Genomic DNA, 22,096 nt, shown 5'->3' with positions numbered 1-22,096 from the left:
TGCGCAGCGTTTTGGGCTTGTAATTCTTGGTGATTCATCGTGCGCTAAGGTACGAAAACACTGGGATTTTACCTACTTTTGAAGCACGTTTTTATATCTTTTTTGACGCTTTATTTCCTTAAACTGTATCCCCTCAATTAGCATTACCAATTGGTGGTAATCCAATGTTATTGCGCCAGAGTTTTCATCGTCTTTTACTCTGAAAAACCGACCTCTTTCCAGTCGTTTGTAATAGAGAACAAAACCTCCCGGTTGCCACTGAAGTAGCTTTATCTTGTCTCGAGATTTGTTAATAAAAATGTACACATCACCATTATGTGGTTCACGCTTCAGGTCTGTCATGACTAGTCCACACAATCCATCAAATGATTTACGCATATCACAGAATGAGCGACATAAATAGTATTTTTGGGCAGTACCAAGTGCAAACATTATAGGGGAATCTTGATTTGGGTGCCACAAGGCTTATTGATGATGATATAGCTAGGTTCTGGATTAGGCCCAGTGGGCAAATCAATCGGGATAAAATTTGAAGACATCTTTTCTTCTGGAGAAACTTCAACCATGGAGGTGTCCTTAAATCGTTGAACCCAATAATAGAGCCTGCTCCTTGAAAGGCCATGGGCTGAGGAAAATTGTGTTATACTCTCACCAGACTGATGATATGCCGAAACTAACTTGCGCATACGCATCTCTTTTACTTTTCTGCTCATTTCTTAAACTTTTAATTTAAAAAGCCAAAGCTAAAGCAAAAACATCAGCAATCAGGGCTGTACTTGCTCGGACGGATACAAAATAAGGTTTCTACTTCCTTGAAAATCCAAGGATTTTACTACGTCGCAAACACACCTGATTTATTCCCTAAAAGTCTTGACAAAACCCACTTCATCCATTGTGCGGAGCACGAAAGAAATCATACAAACACCCCTTAAAATTTAATTCAGTTTAAATCAAAAAGGGAAATATTAATCTTTTAAATCTTTTATTATGAGTACTATTAAAAATCACGTACAGTTAATTGGAAATGTTGGGCAAGAACCAACTATTACGAACCTTGAAAGCGGTAAGAAAGTAGCCCGTTTATCATTGGCAACCAATGAATACTACAAAAACGGCAAGGGCGAAAAGCAAACGGATACCAATTGGCACACCGTTGTCGCTTGGGGCAAAACTGCTGAAATTATCGAAAAGTATGCCGAAAAGGGCAAAGAAATCGGAGTTGTTGGAAAACTAAAGACCCGAACCTATACCACGGACGATGGCAATCAACGCTATGTTACCGAAGTGATAGCCGATGAAATCCTATTATTAGGTAGTAAGTAAAAAGTAAAGAGGGCACTAATACCAGTTTTCAATTAGTTTGTGCCCTCTTCTTTTCATCATTAATTCTAAAAAGATATAACAATGAAAGCACAAGTTAACGAAATAAAAGAAGGATTGCAACATTTTCACGGTTCTGAAATGTTCTATCAAATCCCATTAATACACACCCGATTTACAAACGGACTGAAATATTTAGCCAACGTAGCAGAGTGTTTTTGGCTCATTACCGATGTTTCAGTAATCGCCAAAAGTTTGCTAAACCGAAGCCATTTTATAACAATAGATTTTAAAAGGCTATCGGAAGAGGAACAGGATTATACAGGCTATGAAGCTGAAATAATTTACAGCGATGGAAATGGGAATATATTTGAAATACACCGATACAATTTTACCGATTTTCCTTTGGATGAACTACGGTTGTATTTTGTGGATAATACGTTGATGCTTACAAGCGAATATTAAAAAGTAAGGCTATGATTTATCTAAATTATAACAACCTCGATGACGAAACCCAACAACATCTACTTTCCGTTTCAAAAGAAGATATAGAAAGCAAATTTGGGAACGACCTTAAAGCCTACGCCAATGAACATCATATGGATTATGATAAGATATTGGACGAAGAAGCGATAAAAAATCTATATTCATATCAGTACGTTTTTAACATCTAAAATAAAAACAAGAATTAAGACCTTTGAACTTTCAGAGGTCTTTTTTTGTGCTTTACTTTTTTCAAATTTACAAGAGCCAATATTCAAAAACTCGACGTCTTAAATTTACTTTTTTATAAAAATCCTATTTTTTGGTATCAAAACTAACCATTTGGAAACAATCTGTATTTCAATATTATATCTAAATAGAATATCTTTAAAAGACTGTTAGCAGTATCAATTTAAAGTATCGTTATCCCATTTTGATTTGACTTTCGCCGATAATGATACCCATCAAAAATTAAACATATCGGAATTTTTTATTCCGAAAAAAAGCAACTGACTTTTCAGTCAGGTTGTTTGAAAAATTTTGTCCCTGCGGGACGAATTTGAGAAGCAAGAGGGTAACACGCCAAGGCGATGTTAACGATTGGTTTTTAGTTGTAATTATTTGATATTCAAATAATTACTGGTTATATAAAATAGAGAAATAACAAAGTTTTACAGTAAATCCTTTTGAAACCCCTATAAAACGGCAATTTTTTACAGTAAATGAGTTCAAATCATCAAAAGAAATACAGTTTTTCTGCCATTAGTATTAAACCTAAAGTGGCAACTCGCTTTCGGAAATTTTCCAAGGAAATTACCCATTCACATACTGATACGTTGGAAGCAATGATGAACTTTTTCGATTTGAACGAGCTATCCCCAAATGAATCTTTGGGTGCAAATATGAAGACTTTAGAGAATAGCTTAAAAAAACGAATCAATGCACTTGTAGCTATTATTAGAGATATTGAAAAAAACCAGACCAAGCCTACCAATGCAATGTTGGAATTGCTTTTCCAAGAAAACCCAAAAGAGGAAGAACCACAAGAAGAATTATTTGAATTTGAACAACAGGAATTGATTACAGAAAATGAGGAACTGAATCATTATCGAAATCGGTACGAAGAAGTTCAACAACAATTCCATTCCGTAAAATATGATTTAGAAAAAATCATTGATAAGACCACTTATGTTAAAAGCAGTTTTGGAGGTGGCTATTTAAAACTGGATTTAAGCAAAGATGAATTTGAAAACATTAAACAAAAATTATAATGTATATCACAGTAACCAAACAGACATTAGATGGCAATTATGCACAGAGCGTTTCCGATTTTGTCGCTTATCTCGAAAAAGAAAACGATGACAAATCCATTGATGAAATGGAACATTTTTTCAATCAGTATGGCGAAGAAATATCAGGTAAGGAAGTCATTAAAGAAATTGACGGAAATACGGCTAAACTCAAAAAGACCGAACCAAAGTTTTATTCCATTACAGTCAATCCGAGTGCTTATGAATTGAAGCGATTGCAAAATCATTCCGAGGAACTGAAAAAGTACACCCGAGAATTGATGAAAGAGTACGCTAAATCTTTTAATCGGGAAATAAACGGACGAGCTGTTACTGTAGATGACATTATATACTATGCCAAAATTGAGCATCAGCGTACGTATAAGGGAACGGATAGGAAAATTCAGGAGAACCAACCTTATGCCACCAAGATACTTCAAATTAAGAACGATATCCGGAAAATTAAAAGTGGCGAATTAGAAGGCAACATCAAAAAATTACAGCAAACGATGTCCCGATTGGAAAAAGAAGCACCACATCAACAAGATGGAAAACGCATTGTTAGAGGGATGCCTAAAGAAGGCTCTCAAAGCCATATCCATATTATTGTGAGCAGAAAGGATATGTCCAATAAATACAGTTTGTCCCCTGGTAGCAAGTACAAAGCTTCGGAAACCGTTTTTAATGGCAAACCTGTAAAACGTGGTTTTGATAGGGACAAATTCTTTAAGGCTTCTGAAAAAACGTTTGACACTCTATTTCAATACAAACGAAACTATGTTGAAACTTATAAGGCACGTAAAACATTCCTGAAAAATCCAAAGTTGTATTTCTCAATTCTTTCGGGATTGCCAACCAATGAAAAGGCAACTGCCTATAAAATACTTGCCAAATCTGGTGTACCCATAATGAATATTCCAACAAACAAAGTACAGTTGGCATTAAAGATAATCAACAAGTTTAAAAAAGGGATTGACCGAGCAATACAGTCGGGTTCTATTGGGATATGAGTATGTCAATACCACATATCATCCTTTTTATTGTTGTTCCGGTATTGTTTGTCAGTACAGTTTTATATGTGTTTCTTCATCAAGAAGAGCCCAAAAACGGAGATAAGAAATATCAGGTACGCTTTAAACTTCGTCGTGGAAAATTTCAAATCGAAAATATCAAGCGAGGTGCATCGATTATTGGCTCTGCGGGAAGCGGTAAAACAGAAAGTGTTATCTATAATTTTTTACAGCATTTTAGTACCCATCAATTTTGTGGTATCATACACGATTACAAGGATTTTGAACTTACCGAAATTGCCTACCCATTATTTAAAGAAAAGGATATTAAATTCTATACCATAGCTTTTGACCAAATCCATTATTGTGTAAACCCAATTACCCCAAGATATTTGCCCAATGAGGAAAGTGTGAATGAATTATCCAAGGTACTCATTGAAAATCTTTTGGAGTTCAACGAATCCAGTACAAACAGTACCACAAAATTCTTCAGTGATGCTGTTGAAGGTTTGATGGGTGGAATGATTTGGAAACTAAAAACGTCCTATCCTCAATATTGCACCCTGCCCCATTTGATTGCTATTTTTCAATCGATGACTACCAAACAGTTGGTTACTTTTGTGAGCTCAAATATCACTTCCCGAAGTATGGCAAGTGCTTTTATCAACGGAATGGATTCTGACAAACAAACGGCAGGTGTGAAAAGCACATTGGCCAATGCCTTTAAAAAGATAGGTTCACAACAGTTGTTTATGGCTTTGTCAAAAGATGAAGTACCATTGAATATCAACAGCAAGGACAATCCTGCTGTTATCTGCATCGTGAACCATCCCAAATATGAATCAGCTTACTCGCCTATCATCGCTGCAATTATGCACACAGTCATCAAGCAAATGAGCGTGAGAGGTCAACAGTCGTCATTTTTAATGATGGAAGAAGCCCCAACCATAAAGCTGCTTAATATGCACCGCATTCCCGCAACTTTAAGAAGCTATGATATTGCCACAATTTACGTGATGCAGGATAAAATTCAGAATGATATGCTATATGGAGACAAAGCGAGTAAGGCTATTTTGAGCAATCTTTCCTATCAGTTTTTCGGCAAAGTTAATGACCCAGATACTGCAAAATATTATGAGCGTTTCTTTGAGATTGTTCGTAAGGAAACCACAAGTATAAATCGTGGACACAATCTAAATTTTGATACGAGAATTACCACAGCGAAAAAGAAGTTTCTAAACGTAGAGCAGATGTTTTTTTCCGTTTGAAACAAGGCGAGTTTATAACTTTTGCTGATGGCAAAGATAAAAGAGTTCAATTTAAACTACAAACGATTAAAAGAGAAATACCAAATCCTCATCAACATTTTACAACCGATGAATTAAAGCTCAATTTTGAACGGATTTATAGAGAGGCAAAATCTATATTTAAGGTTAACTAAAATTAGTAAATAAAGAACAACCATAGTTTTTGCACAACCTGTGCATCGATTAATTTGTATCTTTGTGAAACTTTATGAAAATATTCTTTTCCATATCAATGTCAATTTTATTCTTTTTTCAGGGAATTAGCATTGATATGGACTTTTGTGGGCCAATTAAAGAAATTTCAAGCATTATTACCCATTATCAAGACCATAAAGTTTATGGAGACTCTTTCCTTGAATACGTAGTTGAAGATTACATTGACAATGATGCAAAAAATGAAGGGCATCATAATAACCCAGATAAGGAAAATACACCAATCCATTCTCATCAGCAATGTTGTCACCCTTTAGTGTTAATGATTGAGAACAACAATTTGGCTTTAATTAATCAATTAAAGTTTGAAGGGAAAAAACAGGTTAACTTACATAAAGTAAACTTCACTTCTAGATACCTGGAATCCCTCTTCCAGCCCCCTAAAGTATAATTCAGCTTTTTTTAAGGATAACTATATCCTAACGTGATGCTTCTCAAGGCAAGCATTGCTTTATAAATGCGTTGCACCTATTCGCATCGTAAGTTTTAAACTGAATTAATACATTTTCTATGATTAACAAAATCATTTCATTTTCCATCAATAATAAATTTATTATTGGGCTCTTTATAGTGGCACTGGTAGGTACGGGCATTTGGTCTATGGCCACTATAAATCTGGGTTCCGTGCCCGATATTACCAATAACCAAGTGCAAGTGATTACTACTGCGCCAAACCTTGGCACAGAGGATATTGAACAATTTGTAACTTTTCCCGTAGAATTGGCAATGGCCAACCTCCCCGACGTGATCGAGCTGCGTTCGGTCTCTCGTTTTGGTCTGTCTGTAGTAACCATTGTTTTTAAAGACGAAGCAGGTACCTACCTTCCCCGGCAATTGGTACAAGAAAAATTAACTGAAGTAGCAGGAGAAATTCCTGAAGGTTTTGGTACACCATTTATGGCTCCAATAACCACAGGTTTGGGGGAAATCTACCAATACACCCTAAAGGTAAAAGAAGGCTATGAAGATAAATACGATGCAATGGAGCTTCGTACCATACAGGATTGGATCGTAAAACGTCAAATGGCATTAGTCCCCGGAGTTGTTGAAGTAAATGCCTTTGGAGGTTATGTAAAACAGTATGAAGTTGCCCTAAATCCTGATAAACTAAATAGTTTTGGCATTACAATGAATCAGGTTTTTGAGGCCCTAAAAGTGAACAATGCTAATACGGGCGGTGCCTATATTGAAAAAAACCACCAAGCCAATTTTATCCGTGGCGAAGGCTTGGCACGAAGTATTGAAGATTTGGAGAACACGGTGGTAACCACTCAAAACGGAAGCCCTGTCTTGATTCGCGATGTTGCCGAAAAAGTAGGCTATGGTAATCAAGTGCGTTATGGTGCGTTTACCCAAGATGGACACGAAACTGTTGGTGGACAAATTATAATGCTGAAAGGCGAAAGCCCAGGCGACGTGATTGAAAATGTGGAAAAGCGTATTGTAGAAATTCAAAAATCCCTGCCGGAAGGTGTTTATATTGATGCTTTTTTAAGCCGAAGTGAACTTATTGAGGCAACCACAAGTACCGTTAAAAACAATCTAATAGAAGGAGCCCTAATCGTCATATTTGTTTTGGTCTTACTTTTGGGAAGCTTCCGTGGTGGCTTGATAGCAGCTTCGATAATCCCTTTATGTCTATTATTTGCATTTATTTTGATGAAACAATTTGGCATTTGGGCAAATTTAATGTCCTTGGGTGCGATCGATTTTGGAATTATTGTAGATGGAGCGGTGATTATCGTGGAAGGAGCGGTTTTCCACATTCATCAACGGATGAAAAAATCCACAACTGCCATAGGTCAGCCCGAAATGGATGAAATCGCCTATGATTCTTCAAGTAAAATGATGAATTCTGCCTTCTTCGGTCAACTAATTGTTCTTATAGTTTTTACACCGATTCTCTTTTTAACCGGTGTGGAAGGGAAAATGTTCCGGCCAATGGCATTTACATTTGGTTTTGCCGTTTTAGGAGCGATTATCCTTTGTCTTACCTACGTGCCAATGATGTCATCATTATTTTTAAAACCTGCTAAAAATCAAAATAGTTGGTTCGCCAAGTTTGAAAACAAGATTGATAGGTTCAGTGATAAAATTATGGATGTTCTGAATCGTATCTATCTGCCTATATTAAATTTTGCACTTCGCTTTCGGGCAGGTGTGGTTATAGGCGCGGTTTCCTTGCTTTTGATTTCAGGATTTATTTTCAGCAATATGGGAGCTGAATTTATCCCGAAATTTGATGAAGGCGATATTGCGTTTCAAGCATTAATAAAACCGGGGAGCAGTCTTACAGAATCTATTGAGGCTTCAGAGAAACTTCAGAAGTTAATCAATGAGTTTCCGGAAGTAAAAACAGTAGTTTCTAGGATTGGTGTGGCCGAAATACCGACAGACCCGATGCCTATGGATATTGCCGATAGTTATATTATTCTTGAAAAAGATAAGAGTAAATGGACTTCCGCAGATAGTAAAGAAGAACTGATAGAAAAAATACAGGAAAAAATTTCAGTAGTTCCCGGCGTAAATTTCGTGTTTACCCAACCTGTAGAACTTCGTTTTAATGAATTGCTTACAGGGGTTCGTGAGGACGTGGCAATCAAACTGTACGGAGAAGATTTAGGCGTTTTGGCAGACAAGGTACAGGAAATCGCAGCGGTCATCAGAACCGTTCCCGGAGCGGCTGACCTCAATGTAGAAGCTACAAGCGGTTTGCCACAAATGACAGTGGTGTATAACCGGGCAAAAATGGCACAATACGGTGTAACCGTTGACAAGCTGAATGATTATGTAAGTGCTTCATTTTCTGGAGAACAGGCAGGAGTCATTTTTGAAGGGGAAAAACGATTCGATGTGGTCATTCGTTTGGCAGAGGAATATCGACAAGACATCAATAGCTTAAAAAACCTTTTCATAGACCTGCCAAACGGTGCACAAGTACCTTTAAAGGAGGTTGCAGATATCAGCTATAAGCCAGGTCCGATGCAGATTTCAAGGGACAATACCTCCCGTCGTATTTCGGTAGGGGTCAATGTTCGTGGGCGCGATGTAAAATCGATGGTCGAGGAAATTCAGCAAAAACTGGAAACGGAAGTGGAACTGCCACCAGGTTATTACGTCACTTATGGAGGATCATTTGAAAACCTGCAACGTGCATCAGACCGATTGATGATAGTAGTGCCCATCGTTCTACTAACAATATTTATCCTGCTTTATTTCGCTTTAAATTCAGTTACACAGGCCTTGATGATCTATATGGCAGTGCCTTTGGCGACCATTGGTGGTGTTTTCGTTTTGTTGATTCGTGGAATGCCTTTCAGTATTTCTGCCGGAGTCGGGTTTATCGTGCTCTTCGGAGTTGCCGTATTAAACGGACTCATACTCATAAACAAATTCAATGAATTAAAAGACAGTGGAATGACAGATTTAAAAAAACGTATATACGAAGCAACGCACGAACGTTTACGTCCAATTTTATTAACAGCCATTACAACAATTATGGGTTTTATCCCAATGGCGATTTCTACCTCTGGTGGTGCAGAAGTACAGCGACCTTTGGCGACAGTAGTCATTGGAGGAATGCTTACGGCAACATTTCTGACCTTGGTGGTTATTCCTATTCTTTATTATTGGCTGGAATCCCGAAAAGAAAAGAAGGACAATGGTGGAGATGTAAGTTATATTAAAAAATCAACCAATATTGTAACCGTATTATTGATGGTTGGAGGTTTGATGGCTTCTGGTACTTCATTTGCCCAAGACACCAATCAAGATGGTACAATCCCAAAGACCTTGACCATTGATGAGGCTATTGCTATGGCTAAACAGAATTATCCATCACTTAAAGAGAGCCAAGCATTTATTGAACGGGAAAAGGCACTAAAGGGAACGAGTTTTGACCTTGGTAGCACTCAAGTTTTCACGGGCAAAGAAGAATATGGAAATAATCTTCCTGGAGTGCAGACAACCGTTGGTGTGCAACAGGGCAACATTGATTTGCTTTCCGGTTTTTCAAAATCGAAGTTTTACAAAGAGCGTATTGCCTTGGGAGAAAAGTTTTTTGTGGCAAGTGAACAACAGTTGGTGCGTAATGTGATGCAGGCGTATGACCAAATTAATTATTACAAGGCACAGTTGCGTTTTGCTGATCAATTGGACAGTGTTTATGCCAATTTTAAGACCGCTGCCCAACTTCGGTATGATACCGGAGAAACAGGCAAGTTGGAATTTATTGCAGCCTCTTCCGAATTTCAACAGATTCAAGTGTTAAGGCAACAAGCCTATGATGATATTGAAATTGCCAAACGTGCCTTAAAACAATATTTGGGAACGGACGAATCCATTGAAACGGTAGATGGTTCTTACGAGCCATTGGATTTTATCGCAACATTGGATTCAGCTTCGGTTGCCAATAACCCAATGTTGCAATATGCATTGCAAAATGCCGAAGTAAGCAAGGCAAACGTGGGTGTCGAAAAATCCCAATTTCTACCTAAATTTAGTTTATCGTACGGCAGACAGGTTGTAGATGAAGTGTCAGGCTTCAATACTTTTCAGGCAGGCATTAGCATTCCACTATGGTTTTTTCCGCAAAAGGCAAGAGTCAAGTCAGCTAAGGCAGACGCAATGATGGCAGAGTATCAATATTTGGAACAAAAAGAAGTTACGGAAAGCCGTGTTTCGCAATTGCTCCAATCCCTCGAAAAAACTAAGAAGACATTGCAATATTATAAAGAAGGCGCACTGCTATTGGCAGAAGAACAGATAGCCACGGCACAATTGGCATCCAAGGAAGGTGAAATTGATTACGTTAATTACATTACAATTCTAAACAGTGCCATCCGTATCAAACAAAACCATTTACAATACCTCAATCAGTATAACCAACAGTCTATTGAGGTACAATATCAATTGGGTAATCTATAATCATAAAAAGAGAAAAATGAAGAATATACTATTAGTAAGTACCGTATTATTTACACTTATGTTTATGAGTTGTAACGATGCCCCAAAATCTGAACTTGGCCACAACGAAGCGGAAGTCGGGGAAGATGCGCACGGCGAAGGCCACGACGAGGAAGAAGGTGTTGTGGAACTCACAAAACCACAGGCCGAAACCATTGGTTTGGAAATGAAACCTCTGGAGGAACGAAATTTAGGAAACAATATTAAGGTAACAGGAACGCTGGAACTTTTCCCACAGGATAAGGCAAACATAAGCCCTTTTGTTGGTGGAAATGTGAGTTCCATAAAGGTAGTACCTGGAGATAATGTAAGTAAAGGACAGGTATTGGCATATATTGAGCATCCCGATATCATAGCAATGCAACAGGAATATCAGGAAAAAAATGACGAACTGGTCTTTTTGAAACAGGATTTTGAGCGCAAAAAGACCCTTTATGACAAAGGTGTTTCTTCTGGAAAGGAATTTCAGATGGCACAGTCAAGATTTCGTTCCACAACATCCAGTGTCAATGGGTTGCGTTCCCAATTGAAACTGTTGGGCATTAATCCCGACAAAGTGGCGGAAGGTCAAATATATTCCGCTGTTCCCATTACCACGCCAATAAGTGGATACGTGGCAGAAGTAAATATAAGTTTGGGCGATTATGTGGGCGCTCAATCCAAAATGTTCTCAATAAGCGATAACTCAAAAATTTATGTCAATTTTAAAGTATATGAAAAGGACATATACCAAATAAAGAAAGGGCAACAAATATATTTTTCCACGGCTTCCCACCCGGACAATTTGCTTAAAGCAACCGTTCGGTCTGTTGGTAAAACCTTTAACACCGACCCAAAGGCTTTGGAAGTCTTGGCGGATATTGAAAACAAGGATAAAAACCTATTGCCGGGTATGTATGTGGAAGGGCGCATAGTGCAGGGCGAGAAAAAGGGTTTCGCTATTCCTGAAGCTGCCATCATAAAAGAAGGCGAGCAATCCTTCATTTTCATTTTGGATGAAGATGAAGAAATGGAAGCGGGCAAAATGAAATTCAAAATGATACCCGTAACGGTTGGTATTACTGATTTAGGTTTTGTTGAAGTCAATCTTCCTGCCGAAGTTTCAAAGGATGCCAAAGTGGTCATAAACGGAGCTTATAACCTGTCTTCGGAAATGGTAAAAGGCGAACTGGAACACGGACATTAATTCAATAATAATCAAAGGTTTTGATTCCGAGTTTGTTATCGTCTTAATTAGTTAGTTAAAATTAAAAAACAGGCTCGGTTCAAAATTGATTAAAAATTTAAAAAGTTAATAATATGAAAGAAATAAAAGCATTTATAAAACCGAACCGGATCCAAAGGGTAATTGAAGCTCTTGCTGATAGTGGTTTTAAAAGTATGACACTTTCACAGGCAGAAGGCACGGGAGCATTCAAGGCAAAAGGCGCAAAACCCTCGCTTGATTTTCACGTGACAGATAGTCCAGTGGTCAAGCTGGAACTGGTCTGTCAAAATGAGGAAGTTCAAGTCGCAATTGAAACAATTCTAAGAAATGGAAAAACGGAAGAACCAGGGGATGGTATAATTTATATAGCTAATATAGAAGATGTCTTTCAGATTAAAACGGGAGAATCCTTAAAACGTTACGACCTGTAAACCTCTTTCTGAACAAATGGAAAAAATAGTTCAATTTTTAGAAAGCAAAGGAATACGGCCTACTGCAATGCGCCTTATGACCTATAAGCGGTTGGCAGAGTTGAATGTTGCCATCAGCCTTGGCGACTTGGAAAAGGATTTTAAGGTCAGTGAAAGAAGTACTCTATTTAGGACTATGAAAGCGTTTGAAGAAAAAGGTATTGTGCATCAAATCGAGGATGGTACGGGAATTATAAAATACGCCCTTTGCGAAGAAAATTGTGAATGCGAGGTCGGCAACGACCTTCATTTGCACTTTCATTGCAACAATTGTAATGAAACGGTCTGTTTAACAGAGCATAAAATCCCTCACATCAACTTGCCTGATGGCTATATCACGGAGGACATTAACTTGGTGGTAAAGGGTATCTGCGAAAAATGCAGTGGCAATTTGGATTAAACCTTTGGTTTTTAAATTCAATTATCATTTAAATAATGAGCAATGATAACAATCTATAAAAAAGAGGCTACTGTATATATGGTAGCAGAGAATAAGCTGGATGCCAAGGATTATGAAAACTTGATACCGGTCTTAACAGAACACATAAATGCATATCAGGAAGTGTTCTGGTATATTGAAATGCAAAATTTTGAAGGCTGGACGGTAAGTGCCTATTGGAAGGGTATTGAATTAAATCTTCCGAATGAAAAGCATTTAAAGCGTGTTGCTTTGGTGGGTAGCGTTAAATGGCAAGAGCAATTTACCGAGGTATTGCTTCCTTTTTCAGAAGCTCATATAAAATTTTATAAGACCGAAGAAAAAGACGATGCCAAAGAGTGGATAAAATAAAAATAAAAAATGGAAAAACTACAACTAAAAATATCGGTCATCCTTCCGCAAGTTCCAAACGAAAAAGATTCTTGTGTTGAAAGGCTTATTCAAAAACTACAAGCTAAAGAGGGCATCGAAAAAGTGCACATTGCCGATGCAAACGGAGCTAATGTGCCACAGCTCTGTTTTCATTATGACCCAGATATCATTTCCATCGACCGCATTCAATCCCTCGCCGAAAGTACTGGTGCCGAGATTACCGAAAAATACGGGCATTTGCTCATTGAAGTTAAAGGAATCAGACACACAAGACAGGCTCGTTCCATAGAGAAAAGCCTTTTGGCAATCAATGGAGTTTTGGAAGCTTCCGTTTCAGGCTCTGGAATGGTACGACTTGAGTTTGATAAAAAGCAAACAAATTTTGATGAAATAAGCAAACAAATTGAAAAGGAAGACCTTCAGGTTCAACGCAGTGCTTCAAACGAAAATGATTACACCAAAGCATCCAAAAAACAGGAGCGTTCAAAGAAGGAAGAGACTAAAGAGCAAACTTCCACAGAGGGACACGAGCACAAAGAAGGCGAGACCCACGAGGAAGGAGAAGAGCACGCCCACGGTGGTATTTTCGGTAAAAATACGGAGCTCATTTTTTCCATTATCTGTGGGGCACTTCTCGGAATAGGTTTCGGCCTTTCCTATGTGGAATCCATCCCAGATTGGGTCAGTCTTACTTTATACATTGGCGCTTACTTTTTCGGTGGTTTCTTTACGGCCAAGGAAGCAGTACAGACCGTCGCCAAAGGCGGTTTTGAAATTGACTTCTTAATGTTGGTTGCCGCCATTGGTGCCGCCATTCTGGGAGAATGGGCAGAAGGTGCATTGTTATTGTTCCTGTTTAGTTTGGGGCACGCCCTTGAACATTATGCAATGGAAAAGGCCCGAAAGTCCATTGCGGCACTGGCAGATTTGGCACCAAAAACGGCATTGCTCAAAAAAGATGGCAAGACAGAAGAAGTCGGGATTGAAAAATTAATTATAGGTGATATCATTGTGGTCAAGCCCAACAGTAAAATATCTGCCGATGGTGTTGTGGTCAAAGGAAAAAGCAGTGTCAACCAAGCACCTATCACAGGGGAAAGTGTACCTGTGGACAAAATTCCTGTGGAAGATACGGGCAAGGACTATTCAGCAGACGATGATATCAAGGACGAAAACCGCGTTTTTGCTGGAACTATCAACGGTAATAATACTCTGGAAATAAAGGTAATCAAAGAAGCCAAAGACTCTACGCTGTCCCGACTGGTCAAATTGGTCAACGAGGCACAGACCCAGAAATCCCCTACCCAACTGTTGACCGACAAGTTTGAAAAATATTTTGTACCATCCGTACTGATATTGGTTAGTATCCTACTCTTTGCCTTTTTGGTCATTGATGAACCGTTTAGTGCCAGTTTTTACCGTGCAATGGCAGTATTGGTAGCTGCCAGCCCCTGTGCACTCGCCATTTCAACACCAAGTGCGGTATTAAGCGGTGTGGCACGGGCAGCACGGGGCGGTGTACTTATCAAAGGTGGGCGACCACTTGAGGATTTAGGGGTCATTACCGCTTTGGCTTTTGATAAAACGGGCACGCTTACCGAAGGCAAGCCCAAACTTACCGAAGTAGTACCACTGGGAAATATTGAAGAAAATGAACTGTTAAAGATAGCCGTTGCCGTTGAAAACTTGAGCGACCACCCTTTGGCCAAAGCCGTCGTAAGGGATGGGAAAGAGCGTCTGAAAGGTACTGATATTACCGATGCGTCAGATTTGGAAGCGGTTCTAGGAAAAGGTATCAAAGCGTCCTTTGGCAAGGATAAAATCTATATTGGAAACCTTGACTTGTACGAAGACCTCGATGAAGCAATACCATCCGAAGAAATATCGAATAAAGTAAAAGAACTTGAAGGTGGTGGAAATACCACAATGCTCATAAGAAGGAACAAAGAATATATAGGTATCATCGCCCTGATGGATACCCCACGGGAAGCGGCCAAGGAAACACTGAAAAAATTAAAGGAAATCGGCATCAAACGGATGATAATGCTAACCGGGGATAATCAAAAGGTTGCCGATGCCGTTGCTAAAGAAATTGGGTTGACCGATGCCTGGGGAAGCCTGTTGCCGGAGGAAAAGGTTGATGCCATTAAAAAATTAAAAGAACAGGAATCCAAAGTCGCAATGGTAGGCGACGGTGTGAACGATGCCCCTGCAATGGCAAACAGCACCGTAGGGATCGCAATGGGTGCTGCGGGCAGTGATGTAGCATTGGAAACAGCTGACATTGCCCTAATGGCCGATAAACTGGAAACCCTGCCCTTTGCCATAGGTTTGAGCAGGAAGGCAAAGACCATTATTAAGCAAAACCTTTGGGTAAGCCTCGGTATTGTGGCATTGCTTATCCCATCGACCATTATGGGTTGGGCCAATATCGGTATTGCAGTGGTCATCCACGAAGGCTCAACGTTACTTGTGGTTTTTAATGCGTTAAGACTTTTGGCCTATAAAAAATAAATTTAATAAAAAGGGTTGCTTTTGAATCAAGGTTAAAATGACCAAAACGGAAAAAATATTATCATATCACGGTATTCGCCCTACTCAAATGAGGTCGAAGATATACAAGTTCCTGAAAAGGAAACAAAGTGCAGTGTCCTTTTCCGATTTAAAAAAAGCCTTTGTTCAAAAGAGCGAAACCAATAAAACAGCCAACAGAACGACCTTTTATCGCAATCTAAAGATTTTTGAGGATAAAGGGTTGATTCATCAGATTAATGATGGTGTCGGGGTGTCAAAATATGCGATTTCTGATGAAAATGCCAAAGGTAAATACGGTACAGATTTACATATGCACTTTCATTGTACCGTTTGTAGGAAAACAATCTGTTTACCAAATAAAATATCGGAAGATAGCTTGCCAGATGATTATGAAGTGAACGATGTGAACTTGGTTTTGAAAGGAATATGTGAAAAATGCAGGAAAAAACAATAAGGATGAAAAAGCTTCAGCAATTGACCAAGGAAATTAACGAATTAACTTTGAGAATTGAACAGGACTATCCTGAACTATACCAATATCTCGATGAAAACCCTATTACCATTCCTGATTGCGAAACACCCGAGATTTCGGTCAACTCGTTCGTGGACTATTTGGATAACCTGAAGTCACTCTTGGAAAGGTATATAGAGTCGCATAAACAAATGAAGCACTTGAGGACAATTAATTCAGTAGTATATAAATGAACAAGAGCACTTTTAAAATCAGTAAAATGGACTGCCCTTCAGAAGAGCAGATGATTCGGATGAAGTTGGAGTCTTATGCCGAAGTAAAATATTTGGACTTTGATATTCCCAACAGAAAATTGGAAGTATATCACGTGGACGATATCAAGGCGATACAAATGTCTATAGCGAGCTTAAAACTTGGGGATTCCTTTGAGGGAACCACAGAAGCCGAACCACCCGTAATGGAAGACCAATCCAAACAAAAAAGAATCCTTTGGTGGGTCTTGGGCATCAACTTTGGCTTTTTCGTTATCGAAATGACCACTGGTTGGATATCTGGCTCAATGGGACTTATAGCAGATTCGTTGGATATGCTGGCAGATTCCATCGTATATGCGCTAAGCCTATTCGCGGTAGGCGGTGCCATTTCCAGAAAAAAGAAGGTCGCAAAATTCAGCGGATACTTTCAGATGGCATTGGCAACACTTGGGTTTGTAGAGGTTTTGCGAAGGTTTTTCAGCGATACCGAAACACCTTTGTTCCAATGGATGATTATCGTTTCGATTTTCGCATTGGTAGGTAATTTGATATCGCTCTGGCTTATCAACAAAACCAAGAGCAAAGAAGCCCATATGCAGGCAAGTGCCATTTTTACGTCCAATGATATCATTGTTAACGGTGGTGTTATAGCAGCAGGGATACTGGTTTATTTTCTGAATAGTAAATGGCCCGATTTAGTAATTGGCGGCATCGTTTTCACGTTTGTGATGCGTGGTGCAATAAGAATTTTAAAATTGTCGAAGTAGCTTTAAGTAAACCTTGAAATAGAAAAAAATAAATCAATAATAAAAATGAATATTTGGCTTTGGGTAGTAGTATTAGGATTGGCAGCTTGGGCGGCACATTGGGGTGCGGACAAACTGTTGACACCTTTAAAGATGCTGCGTAAACAATGGGGGCTTACCGCTTCGGCAGGGGTTGCATTCCTCGCTCTTGTAAATGCGAGCCCTGAAGTGGCTATGGTGTTTTTTGTTATAAAACTATTTTAAAAAATGAAGGAGGATTTATTTAAGGATTATCAGGAGAGACTTAATGTGCTGGATGAAAATATTAGAGCAGTAGCATTAAAATATGCAAGGGATTTATACGTGGATAAAAAATGCTCAAAAGATGAAGCTTTAGAGCGTGGAATCGTAAAGGCAGAGATGGAAAAAAGAAATTTAGATAAAAATGGATAATAAATTACTAATAGTATTATGGCAGAATTAAAAAAATCATTAGGTACCCTTCGACTCACTTTTTATGGTGTGGGTACTATTGTGGGTGCAGGAATCTATACCGTAATCGGTGCAGCTGCTGGACAAGCGGGCACAGACCTTTGGTTGAGTTTCATTTTTGCAGCAATTGCGGCCAGTGTCTCTGCAATGTCGTATGCAGAATTGTCCTCTACCTACCCCAATGCTGGTGCGGAATTTATTTTTGTACGCAAGGCATTTCCAAAAATTGATATTCCGTCTTTTCTCACGGGTTGGACGATTGCGTTTCATAGTTCGGCCACCATTGCAGCCGTGTTACTTGCCTTTTCGGGGTATTTCAATACGTTTTTTGAAGTACCGGGATTATTGATAAGCTATGGTGTATTGTTATTGCTTGCTTTGATAAGTATTACAGGTATAAAGAAATCATCTACTGCTAATATTATAATGGTCAGTATCCAATTGTTGGGTTTGCTCATTCTTATCTTTATAGGCCTTAAAGAAACAGGCTTGCCAAAAGCTGAAATTTTTCAAATCAACTCATTCTCTGGGACACTTGCGGCCACGGCGACTTTGTTTTTTGTCTATACAGGTTTTGAGCATATGGCATCGTTAGGTTCAGAGGTTAAAAATCCAGGAAAGACGATTCCTCGTGCCTTTTTATTGACAATGGTAATTACCACCATCTTCTATTTGCTTATCTCATTTACTGTACTCAACGTATCCGTCCGAGCAACTACATACTTTAGTTTAGCACCTCGATAAATGAACTTAATTTTAACAATCAAGATTCTTTCTGATATCCTGGCAATAACTCTTCAAGGTCCTTTATTTTGTAATCTTTAATATTGGAAAGCGTTTCTTCAAGCCATACTCTAGGGTTTACCCCATGGAGTTTACAGCTCCCAAAGAAAGACAAAAATATGGCCGCATGCTGTGCAGCTCTGTGAGAGCCACAGAACAGAAAGTTCTTTCTTGATAAATTATGTAAAGCTTTGCATAACCCAAGCTTGAAAACGTATTAATAGACGGGAGAATTGAGTTGGACAACAATAAAATCGAAAACAGCATTAGGCCCATAGCCCTATCTTATGTATAGTAGAATATTATGTAAAGTATTTTATTTAAATATCTAATAAACAGAATAATACTAGAGAAATAACCTTTTTTCCTTTTCATAATAATGTAGCTTAGCTTCTGCAGTAATGTTGCTGTGCTAAAACAAGAATATTATGAAAAAACTGAAGATCAGTATTTCGGAAGTTACCGAAGGTGCTGCAAAAGTGTTGCGTGAGAATTTGGGAAGAACCGAGGGAACAATTAAGCATTATCAAGTTCTTTGGCGCAAGATTCAACGATTTATGGAGTCTAGTGGAATACCATATTTCAATTCCAGAGTAGGTAAGGATTTCCTGTTAACTCGGTTCGGCGACCGTGATTATTCTATTCTCACAAAGATTGAAAAGGATTTGGTTAGTGCGGTAAACGTTCTGATTGAATATTATGAAACGGGTAATATTCTTTCGAAGAAGGAGCAGGTACATTTCGAAGGGGAAACCGGTAAATTGATGGAAGCATACCTTTTGTATGCTGCCTCTCAGCGGTTGAAAGCATCCACTCTTTACGAGAAATCACGACACTTATATCGGTTCCAAAAGTATATGGAGACATCAGCAATACCTTCATTAAGAGCAGTTACTAATAGTCATATTCTCACTTTTCTGATGAATGTGGATCGGCGGTTTTCCACGCTCCAGCACCATACTATTCAAACACTTAGGGGGTTCTTTTCTTACCTCTATAAGGAAGAGCTCATAGCTGTTGATCTGGCTAGCCATATACCGAAAGACAAATTCTGCAAGCAGCCTAAACTTCCCTCAGTGTATACTGAAAAGGAAATAAGTGATATGCTCACCTCCATAGATCGTTCCACTAAGAAAGGCAGGAGGAATTTTGCAATTGTCCTTCTTGCGGCCAGACTGGGCCTTAGGTCGTCGGACATTGGGGGGCTCCGATTCTCAGATATTGATTGGGATAATTGTGTTATAAGCTTCAATCAGTTCAAAACAGGAAAACGGTTGGAGCTTCCGCTTTTCCCGGAAATTGGGGAAGCAATCATTGATTACCTAAAATACGGGCGGCCGAAATCAACACTGCAGCAAGTGTTTCTACTGGCTCGCTCACCCTTCACTGCCATTGTCTCGAATGCTATCGGTGGGATAGTACGATCAAGCTACCTTTCAGCGGGAATAGACATAAGCAACAGAAAGGCGGGAACGCATAGCCTGCGTCACAGCTTGGCAGGAATACTTCTGGCTAAGGGAACTACTCTTCCGGTAATTACCGAAGTGCTCGGTCACCAGAACAGCGCTTCAACCCGCTATTATCTGCGTATCGACCTGGCCTCTATGAGAAAATGTGCTTTGGAGGTACCACAGGTATCTGATACCTTCTATAATCAGAAAGGAGGGTACTTCTATGCCTAATTTATACAACAGCGTTTATGCAGAATACATCAGTCAGTTCATTGCTATGAAGAAGTCTTTGGGTTTTAAATACGTTACGGAAGGAGTCGTACTAGGATTATTCGACCGACTTTGCTGCCAAAGGAACGAGTCTGCTATAGGGGTGACAAAAGAACTGTGGGAGGCCTGGATCAGTCTGAACCCAAATGAATCCTCCTCGTACCGTTACCGTAGTCCAATTATCTCATTACCTAAATAGACAAGGAATCCGCTCGCTGATTCCAAAGCTTCCGCCTATTAAAAAAGACTTTACACCCTATGTTTTTTCAAGAGACCAAATTGCTTCCTTTTTTCATGAAGCTGATCTGTTAGTTACGGATAAGAAGCAAATGAACTCCATTATTTTCTCGCTTCCCTGTCTCTGGAGACTTTTATATGGCACTGGTGTGCGGATTGGCGAGGCTCTGGCGCTTCTGGAAAAAGATGTCAATACCGAAGATTGCTATTTAGTTATCCGGGATTCTAAGAATGGACTCGAACGGCTGATACCTATGTCAGAGTCCTTATCGGAAGTCTGTAGGGTATTCAGGAAACAGAAAAAACGACTACCTATCCACATTGGTAGTGAAACACCCTTCTTCGTCTCACTTAATGGTTCGGTTTGTGTCCGAAGAGCAGTGTATAAGTGGTTTCATAGAACATTAGTCAAGGCTGGTATACCAAGGCACGATCATGGTGCCAGGATCCATAGTTTTCGTCACAGCTTCAGCGTTCATTCCCTGGCAATGATGGCTGAAACCGGTCAGGACCTTTATTGTTCCTTACCAGTACTTTCATCCTATCTGGGCCACCAATGCCTGGAATCTACCAATTCTTATGTAAGGCTCACCGCTGAAATGTATCCCGGGCTCATAAAGGATATAGAAGCGGTCTGTCTGAATGTTTTTCCAAACCTCAAAAGTCATGGTCCCAACTGATTTTGCCAAACTGTTGACAGGATTCCTGACAGGATACCTGCCTCACGAAAGAGGTATGAGTACTAATACTCTTAAAGCTTACAAGGATACTTTTATTCTCCTGATCAATTATATGGCTGCAAATGGTATAAAGGCCGAGAATTTATCTCTGGCGCAACTCAATAGAGATAATATCAATGGGTTTTTGGATTGGCTACAAGACGAACGCGGTGCTGGAAATTCAACCAGGAATGCTCGGTTGGCCGCTATTCGATCTTTTTATCTTTATGTTCAATATGAGGCGCCAGAACGACTCTATGAAACGCAGCGGATTCTTTCCATACGAGCAAAGAGAACTGAGAAACCAACCATTGAGTACCTTGCTGTAGAAGGAATCATGCTGTTGCTTCGCCAACCAGATGTCAATACACATCGGGGATTAAGGGATGTTGCCTTGTTATCACTTATGTATGACACGGGGGCTCGGGTACAGGAAATTATTGACCTTACACCGGGGTGCGTAAGGTTTGATACTCCTTTCACCATCAGAATCACCGGAAAAGGAAATAAAACCCGTATTGTTCCACTTCAGAAAGAACAGGTAAGATTGTTACAAAAATATATGGAAGCTAACAAATTGGACAAGGAACAGGCGCATCCTGAGCCTTTATTCTTTAATTCTCGGAAGGAAAAGTTCACTAGGGCCGGGGTAAGCCATATACTGCTTAAGTATGCAGCATTAGCACGTAAACAGAACGATAGGCTTATCCCGAAAATTAGTTGCCACTCGATCAGGCACTCTAAAGCCATGCATTTGCTGCAAGCTGGAGTAAATTTAGTTTACATCCGGGATTTTCTGGGACATGTGTCTATCCAAACCACAGAAGTGTATGCCAGGGCCGATTCCAAGGAAAAACGCCAGGCTCTTGAAAAAGCATATGTAGAAGTTAAACCTGAGGTCAACCCCTTTTGGTTGGAAAATAAGAATCTCCTTGGATGGTTGAAGAGCTTCTGAGGAAGGTAATATTATGTAAAGCAATTGCAGGAAGTTGTGTTCGCAACCCTCAAATTCACCGGTATCTTTTTGGTTGCTTTACATAATATTCTACTATACATAAGATA

Annotated in this window: 25 protein-coding genes and 2 pseudogenes; 24 read left to right on the top strand and 3 right to left on the bottom strand. The window is 39.3% G+C overall.

All coding sequences use genetic code 11. The annotated features are described in order from the left end of the window. Positions 1 to 72: 72 nt before the first annotated feature. Together tnpB and tnpA are read right to left on the bottom strand one after the other, a co-directional pair. Positions 73 to 432 (bottom strand): IS66 family insertion sequence element accessory protein TnpB, encoded by a 360-nt coding sequence (tnpB, locus tag I215_RS14700; protein WP_008992781.1) that lies wholly within the window; start codon positions 430 to 432, stop codon positions 73 to 75. After that, a complete protein-coding gene (gene tnpA, locus I215_RS14695) occupies positions 432 to 713 on the bottom strand; it encodes an IS66 family insertion sequence element accessory protein TnpA (RefSeq protein WP_008992780.1) in 282 nt (93 codons plus the stop codon). Before tnpA ends, tnpB begins: the two co-directional genes overlap by 1 nt. Before the next feature lie 274 nt (positions 714 to 987). Here tnpA and I215_RS14690 point away from each other — a divergent pair, with 274 nt between their 5' ends. From I215_RS14690 to I215_RS14600, 19 genes and pseudogenes are all read left to right on the top strand, one after another. Continuing rightward, on the top strand, positions 988 to 1,323 hold the full coding sequence (locus tag I215_RS14690) for a single-stranded DNA-binding protein (RefSeq protein ID WP_008992779.1): 336 nt from the start codon (positions 988 to 990) through the stop codon (positions 1,321 to 1,323). Between the two features lie 81 nt (positions 1,324 to 1,404). Then, on the top strand, positions 1,405 to 1,785 hold the full coding sequence (locus I215_RS14685; RefSeq protein ID WP_008992778.1) for a DUF6876 family protein: 381 nt from the start codon (positions 1,405 to 1,407) through the stop codon (positions 1,783 to 1,785). Positions 1,786 to 1,796: 11 nt separating this feature from the next. Further along, positions 1,797 to 1,994, top strand: coding sequence for a hypothetical protein (locus I215_RS14680; protein ID WP_008992777.1), 198 nt, complete (start codon positions 1,797 to 1,799; stop codon positions 1,992 to 1,994). Positions 1,995 to 2,525: 531 nt separating this feature from the next. Continuing rightward, a complete protein-coding gene (locus tag I215_RS14675; protein ID WP_008992776.1) occupies positions 2,526 to 3,074 on the top strand; it encodes a BfmA/BtgA family mobilization protein in 549 nt (182 codons plus the stop codon). After that, complete coding sequence (mobB, locus tag I215_RS14670; protein WP_008992775.1) at positions 3,074 to 4,102, top strand: MobB family relaxase; 1,029 nt, start codon at positions 3,074 to 3,076, stop codon at positions 4,100 to 4,102. Before I215_RS14675 ends, mobB begins: the two co-directional genes overlap by 1 nt. Further along, positions 4,087 to 5,543, top strand: a pseudogene (locus I215_RS14665) (type IV secretory system conjugative DNA transfer family protein); the annotation flags it as partial. The gene mobB and the pseudogene I215_RS14665, both read left to right, overlap by 16 nt. 74 nt (positions 5,544 to 5,617) lie before the next feature. Next, positions 5,618 to 6,013, top strand: coding sequence for a hypothetical protein (locus I215_RS14660; protein WP_237738978.1), 396 nt, complete (start codon positions 5,618 to 5,620; stop codon positions 6,011 to 6,013). Between the two features lie 119 nt (positions 6,014 to 6,132). After that, positions 6,133 to 10,548 (top strand): CusA/CzcA family heavy metal efflux RND transporter, encoded by a 4,416-nt coding sequence (locus I215_RS14655; RefSeq protein WP_008992773.1) that lies wholly within the window; start codon positions 6,133 to 6,135, stop codon positions 10,546 to 10,548. Next, positions 10,517 to 11,773 (top strand): efflux RND transporter periplasmic adaptor subunit, encoded by a 1,257-nt coding sequence (locus tag I215_RS14650; RefSeq protein ID WP_237738977.1) that lies wholly within the window; start codon positions 10,517 to 10,519, stop codon positions 11,771 to 11,773. The genes I215_RS14655 and I215_RS14650 overlap by 32 nt, the downstream gene beginning before the upstream one ends. A 113-nt stretch (positions 11,774 to 11,886) precedes the next feature. After that, the gene (locus I215_RS14645) at positions 11,887 to 12,225 is read left to right on the top strand and encodes a P-II family nitrogen regulator (protein WP_008992771.1); all 339 of its coding nucleotides are present in this window, start codon (positions 11,887 to 11,889) and stop codon (positions 12,223 to 12,225) included. A gap of 16 nt (positions 12,226 to 12,241) precedes the next feature. Next, a complete protein-coding gene (locus I215_RS14640; protein ID WP_008992770.1) occupies positions 12,242 to 12,664 on the top strand; it encodes a Fur family transcriptional regulator in 423 nt (140 codons plus the stop codon). A gap of 42 nt (positions 12,665 to 12,706) precedes the next feature. Further along, positions 12,707 to 13,054, top strand: coding sequence for a SpoIIAA family protein (locus tag I215_RS14635; RefSeq protein WP_008992769.1), 348 nt, complete (start codon positions 12,707 to 12,709; stop codon positions 13,052 to 13,054). A 9-nt stretch (positions 13,055 to 13,063) separates the two neighbouring features. Then, on the top strand, positions 13,064 to 15,589 hold the full coding sequence (locus I215_RS14630) for a heavy metal translocating P-type ATPase (protein WP_008992768.1): 2,526 nt from the start codon (positions 13,064 to 13,066) through the stop codon (positions 15,587 to 15,589). 37 nt (positions 15,590 to 15,626) lie between these two features. Continuing rightward, entirely contained in the window at positions 15,627 to 16,064 is a 438-nt protein-coding gene (locus I215_RS14625; protein WP_008992767.1) for a Fur family transcriptional regulator, read from the top strand. Between the two features lie 2 nt (positions 16,065 to 16,066). Then, positions 16,067 to 16,315, top strand: coding sequence for a hypothetical protein (locus I215_RS14620; RefSeq protein WP_040460583.1), 249 nt, complete (start codon positions 16,067 to 16,069; stop codon positions 16,313 to 16,315). After that, the gene (locus I215_RS14615) at positions 16,312 to 17,103 is read left to right on the top strand and encodes a cation transporter (RefSeq protein WP_040460578.1); all 792 of its coding nucleotides are present in this window, start codon (positions 16,312 to 16,314) and stop codon (positions 17,101 to 17,103) included. Before I215_RS14620 ends, I215_RS14615 begins: the two co-directional genes overlap by 4 nt. A gap of 45 nt (positions 17,104 to 17,148) precedes the next feature. Then, entirely contained in the window at positions 17,149 to 17,346 is a 198-nt protein-coding gene (locus tag I215_RS14610) for a hypothetical protein (protein WP_008992764.1), read from the top strand. 3 nt (positions 17,347 to 17,349) lie between these two features. Beyond that, positions 17,350 to 17,535 carry a hypothetical protein gene (locus tag I215_RS14605; RefSeq protein ID WP_008992763.1) on the top strand — a complete coding sequence of 62 codons (186 nt, stop codon included), beginning with the start codon at positions 17,350 to 17,352 and terminating at the stop codon, positions 17,533 to 17,535. Between the two features lie 18 nt (positions 17,536 to 17,553). After that, positions 17,554 to 18,318, top strand: coding sequence for an APC family permease (locus I215_RS14600; protein WP_008992762.1), 765 nt, complete (start codon positions 17,554 to 17,556; stop codon positions 18,316 to 18,318). Between the two features lie 19 nt (positions 18,319 to 18,337). Here the strand turns inward: I215_RS14600 and I215_RS16025 are convergent, their stop codons facing one another. Continuing rightward, on the bottom strand, positions 18,338 to 18,472 hold the full coding sequence (locus I215_RS16025) for a transposase domain-containing protein (protein WP_162131567.1): 135 nt from the start codon (positions 18,470 to 18,472) through the stop codon (positions 18,338 to 18,340). Positions 18,473 to 18,571: 99 nt separating this feature from the next. On the opposite strand from I215_RS16025, the pseudogene I215_RS16540 reads away from it, so the two are divergent. The 5 genes and pseudogenes from I215_RS16540 to I215_RS14585 form a co-directional block, all read left to right on the top strand. Continuing rightward, positions 18,572 to 18,652, top strand: a pseudogene (locus tag I215_RS16540) (IS66 family transposase); the annotation flags it as partial. A 133-nt stretch (positions 18,653 to 18,785) separates the two neighbouring features. Next, positions 18,786 to 20,039: a site-specific integrase gene (locus I215_RS14595; RefSeq protein WP_008992761.1), complete on the top strand. Its 1,254-nt coding sequence runs from the start codon at positions 18,786 to 18,788 to the stop codon at positions 20,037 to 20,039. Continuing rightward, a complete protein-coding gene (locus I215_RS16305) occupies positions 20,032 to 20,277 on the top strand; it encodes a hypothetical protein (RefSeq protein WP_162131566.1) in 246 nt (81 codons plus the stop codon). Before I215_RS14595 ends, I215_RS16305 begins: the two co-directional genes overlap by 8 nt. Further along, positions 20,225 to 20,995 carry a tyrosine-type recombinase/integrase gene (locus tag I215_RS14590; RefSeq protein ID WP_051009202.1) on the top strand — a complete coding sequence of 257 codons (771 nt, stop codon included), beginning with the start codon at positions 20,225 to 20,227 and terminating at the stop codon, positions 20,993 to 20,995. The genes I215_RS16305 and I215_RS14590 overlap by 53 nt, the downstream gene beginning before the upstream one ends. Further along, positions 20,982 to 21,989 (top strand): site-specific integrase, encoded by a 1,008-nt coding sequence (locus I215_RS14585; protein ID WP_008992760.1) that lies wholly within the window; start codon positions 20,982 to 20,984, stop codon positions 21,987 to 21,989. Before I215_RS14590 ends, I215_RS14585 begins: the two co-directional genes overlap by 14 nt. Positions 21,990 to 22,096 lie beyond the last annotated feature (107 nt).

It is taken from the genome of Galbibacter marinus (genome assembly GCF_000300875.1).
GTDB lineage: Bacteria > Bacteroidota > Bacteroidia > Flavobacteriales > Flavobacteriaceae > Galbibacter > Galbibacter marinus.
Note: the sequence above shows the minus strand (reverse complement) of the source record. Positions and strands in the feature narration are given on the sequence as shown.

Bases quoted from the DNA above. Each gene is read 5' to 3' on its own strand.
- tnpA (WP_008992780.1), bottom strand. From the start codon at position 713: ATGAGCAGAAAAGTAAAAGAGATGCGTATGCGCAAGTTAGTTTCGGCA.
- I215_RS14645 (WP_008992771.1), top strand. From the start codon at position 11,887: ATGAAAGAAATAAAAGCATTTATAAAACCGAACCGGATCCAAAGGGTA.
- I215_RS14605 (WP_008992763.1), top strand. From the start codon at position 17,350: ATGAAGGAGGATTTATTTAAGGATTATCAGGAGAGACTTAATGTGCTG.
- tnpB (WP_008992781.1), bottom strand. From the start codon at position 432: ATGTTTGCACTTGGTACTGCCCAAAAATACTATTTATGTCGCTCATTC.
- I215_RS16305 (WP_162131566.1), top strand. From the start codon at position 20,032: ATGCCTAATTTATACAACAGCGTTTATGCAGAATACATCAGTCAGTTC.
- I215_RS14585 (WP_008992760.1), top strand. From the start codon at position 20,982: ATGGTCCCAACTGATTTTGCCAAACTGTTGACAGGATTCCTGACAGGA.
- I215_RS14600 (WP_008992762.1), top strand. From the start codon at position 17,554: ATGGCAGAATTAAAAAAATCATTAGGTACCCTTCGACTCACTTTTTAT.
- I215_RS14640 (WP_008992770.1), top strand. From the start codon at position 12,242: ATGGAAAAAATAGTTCAATTTTTAGAAAGCAAAGGAATACGGCCTACT.
- I215_RS14660 (WP_237738978.1), top strand. From the start codon at position 5,618: ATGAAAATATTCTTTTCCATATCAATGTCAATTTTATTCTTTTTTCAG.
- I215_RS14625 (WP_008992767.1), top strand. From the start codon at position 15,627: ATGACCAAAACGGAAAAAATATTATCATATCACGGTATTCGCCCTACT.
- I215_RS14620 (WP_040460583.1), top strand. From the start codon at position 16,067: ATGAAAAAGCTTCAGCAATTGACCAAGGAAATTAACGAATTAACTTTG.
- I215_RS14630 (WP_008992768.1), top strand. From the start codon at position 13,064: ATGGAAAAACTACAACTAAAAATATCGGTCATCCTTCCGCAAGTTCCA.
- I215_RS14595 (WP_008992761.1), top strand. From the start codon at position 18,786: ATGAAAAAACTGAAGATCAGTATTTCGGAAGTTACCGAAGGTGCTGCA.
- I215_RS14690 (WP_008992779.1), top strand. From the start codon at position 988: ATGAGTACTATTAAAAATCACGTACAGTTAATTGGAAATGTTGGGCAA.
- I215_RS14680 (WP_008992777.1), top strand. From the start codon at position 1,797: ATGATTTATCTAAATTATAACAACCTCGATGACGAAACCCAACAACAT.
- I215_RS14685 (WP_008992778.1), top strand. From the start codon at position 1,405: ATGAAAGCACAAGTTAACGAAATAAAAGAAGGATTGCAACATTTTCAC.
- I215_RS14655 (WP_008992773.1), top strand. From the start codon at position 6,133: ATGATTAACAAAATCATTTCATTTTCCATCAATAATAAATTTATTATT.
- I215_RS14635 (WP_008992769.1), top strand. From the start codon at position 12,707: ATGATAACAATCTATAAAAAAGAGGCTACTGTATATATGGTAGCAGAG.
- I215_RS14675 (WP_008992776.1), top strand. From the start codon at position 2,526: ATGAGTTCAAATCATCAAAAGAAATACAGTTTTTCTGCCATTAGTATT.
- mobB (WP_008992775.1), top strand. From the start codon at position 3,074: ATGTATATCACAGTAACCAAACAGACATTAGATGGCAATTATGCACAG.
- I215_RS14590 (WP_051009202.1), top strand. From the start codon at position 20,225: ATGAATCCTCCTCGTACCGTTACCGTAGTCCAATTATCTCATTACCTA.
- I215_RS14610 (WP_008992764.1), top strand. From the start codon at position 17,149: ATGAATATTTGGCTTTGGGTAGTAGTATTAGGATTGGCAGCTTGGGCG.
- I215_RS14615 (WP_040460578.1), top strand. From the start codon at position 16,312: ATGAACAAGAGCACTTTTAAAATCAGTAAAATGGACTGCCCTTCAGAA.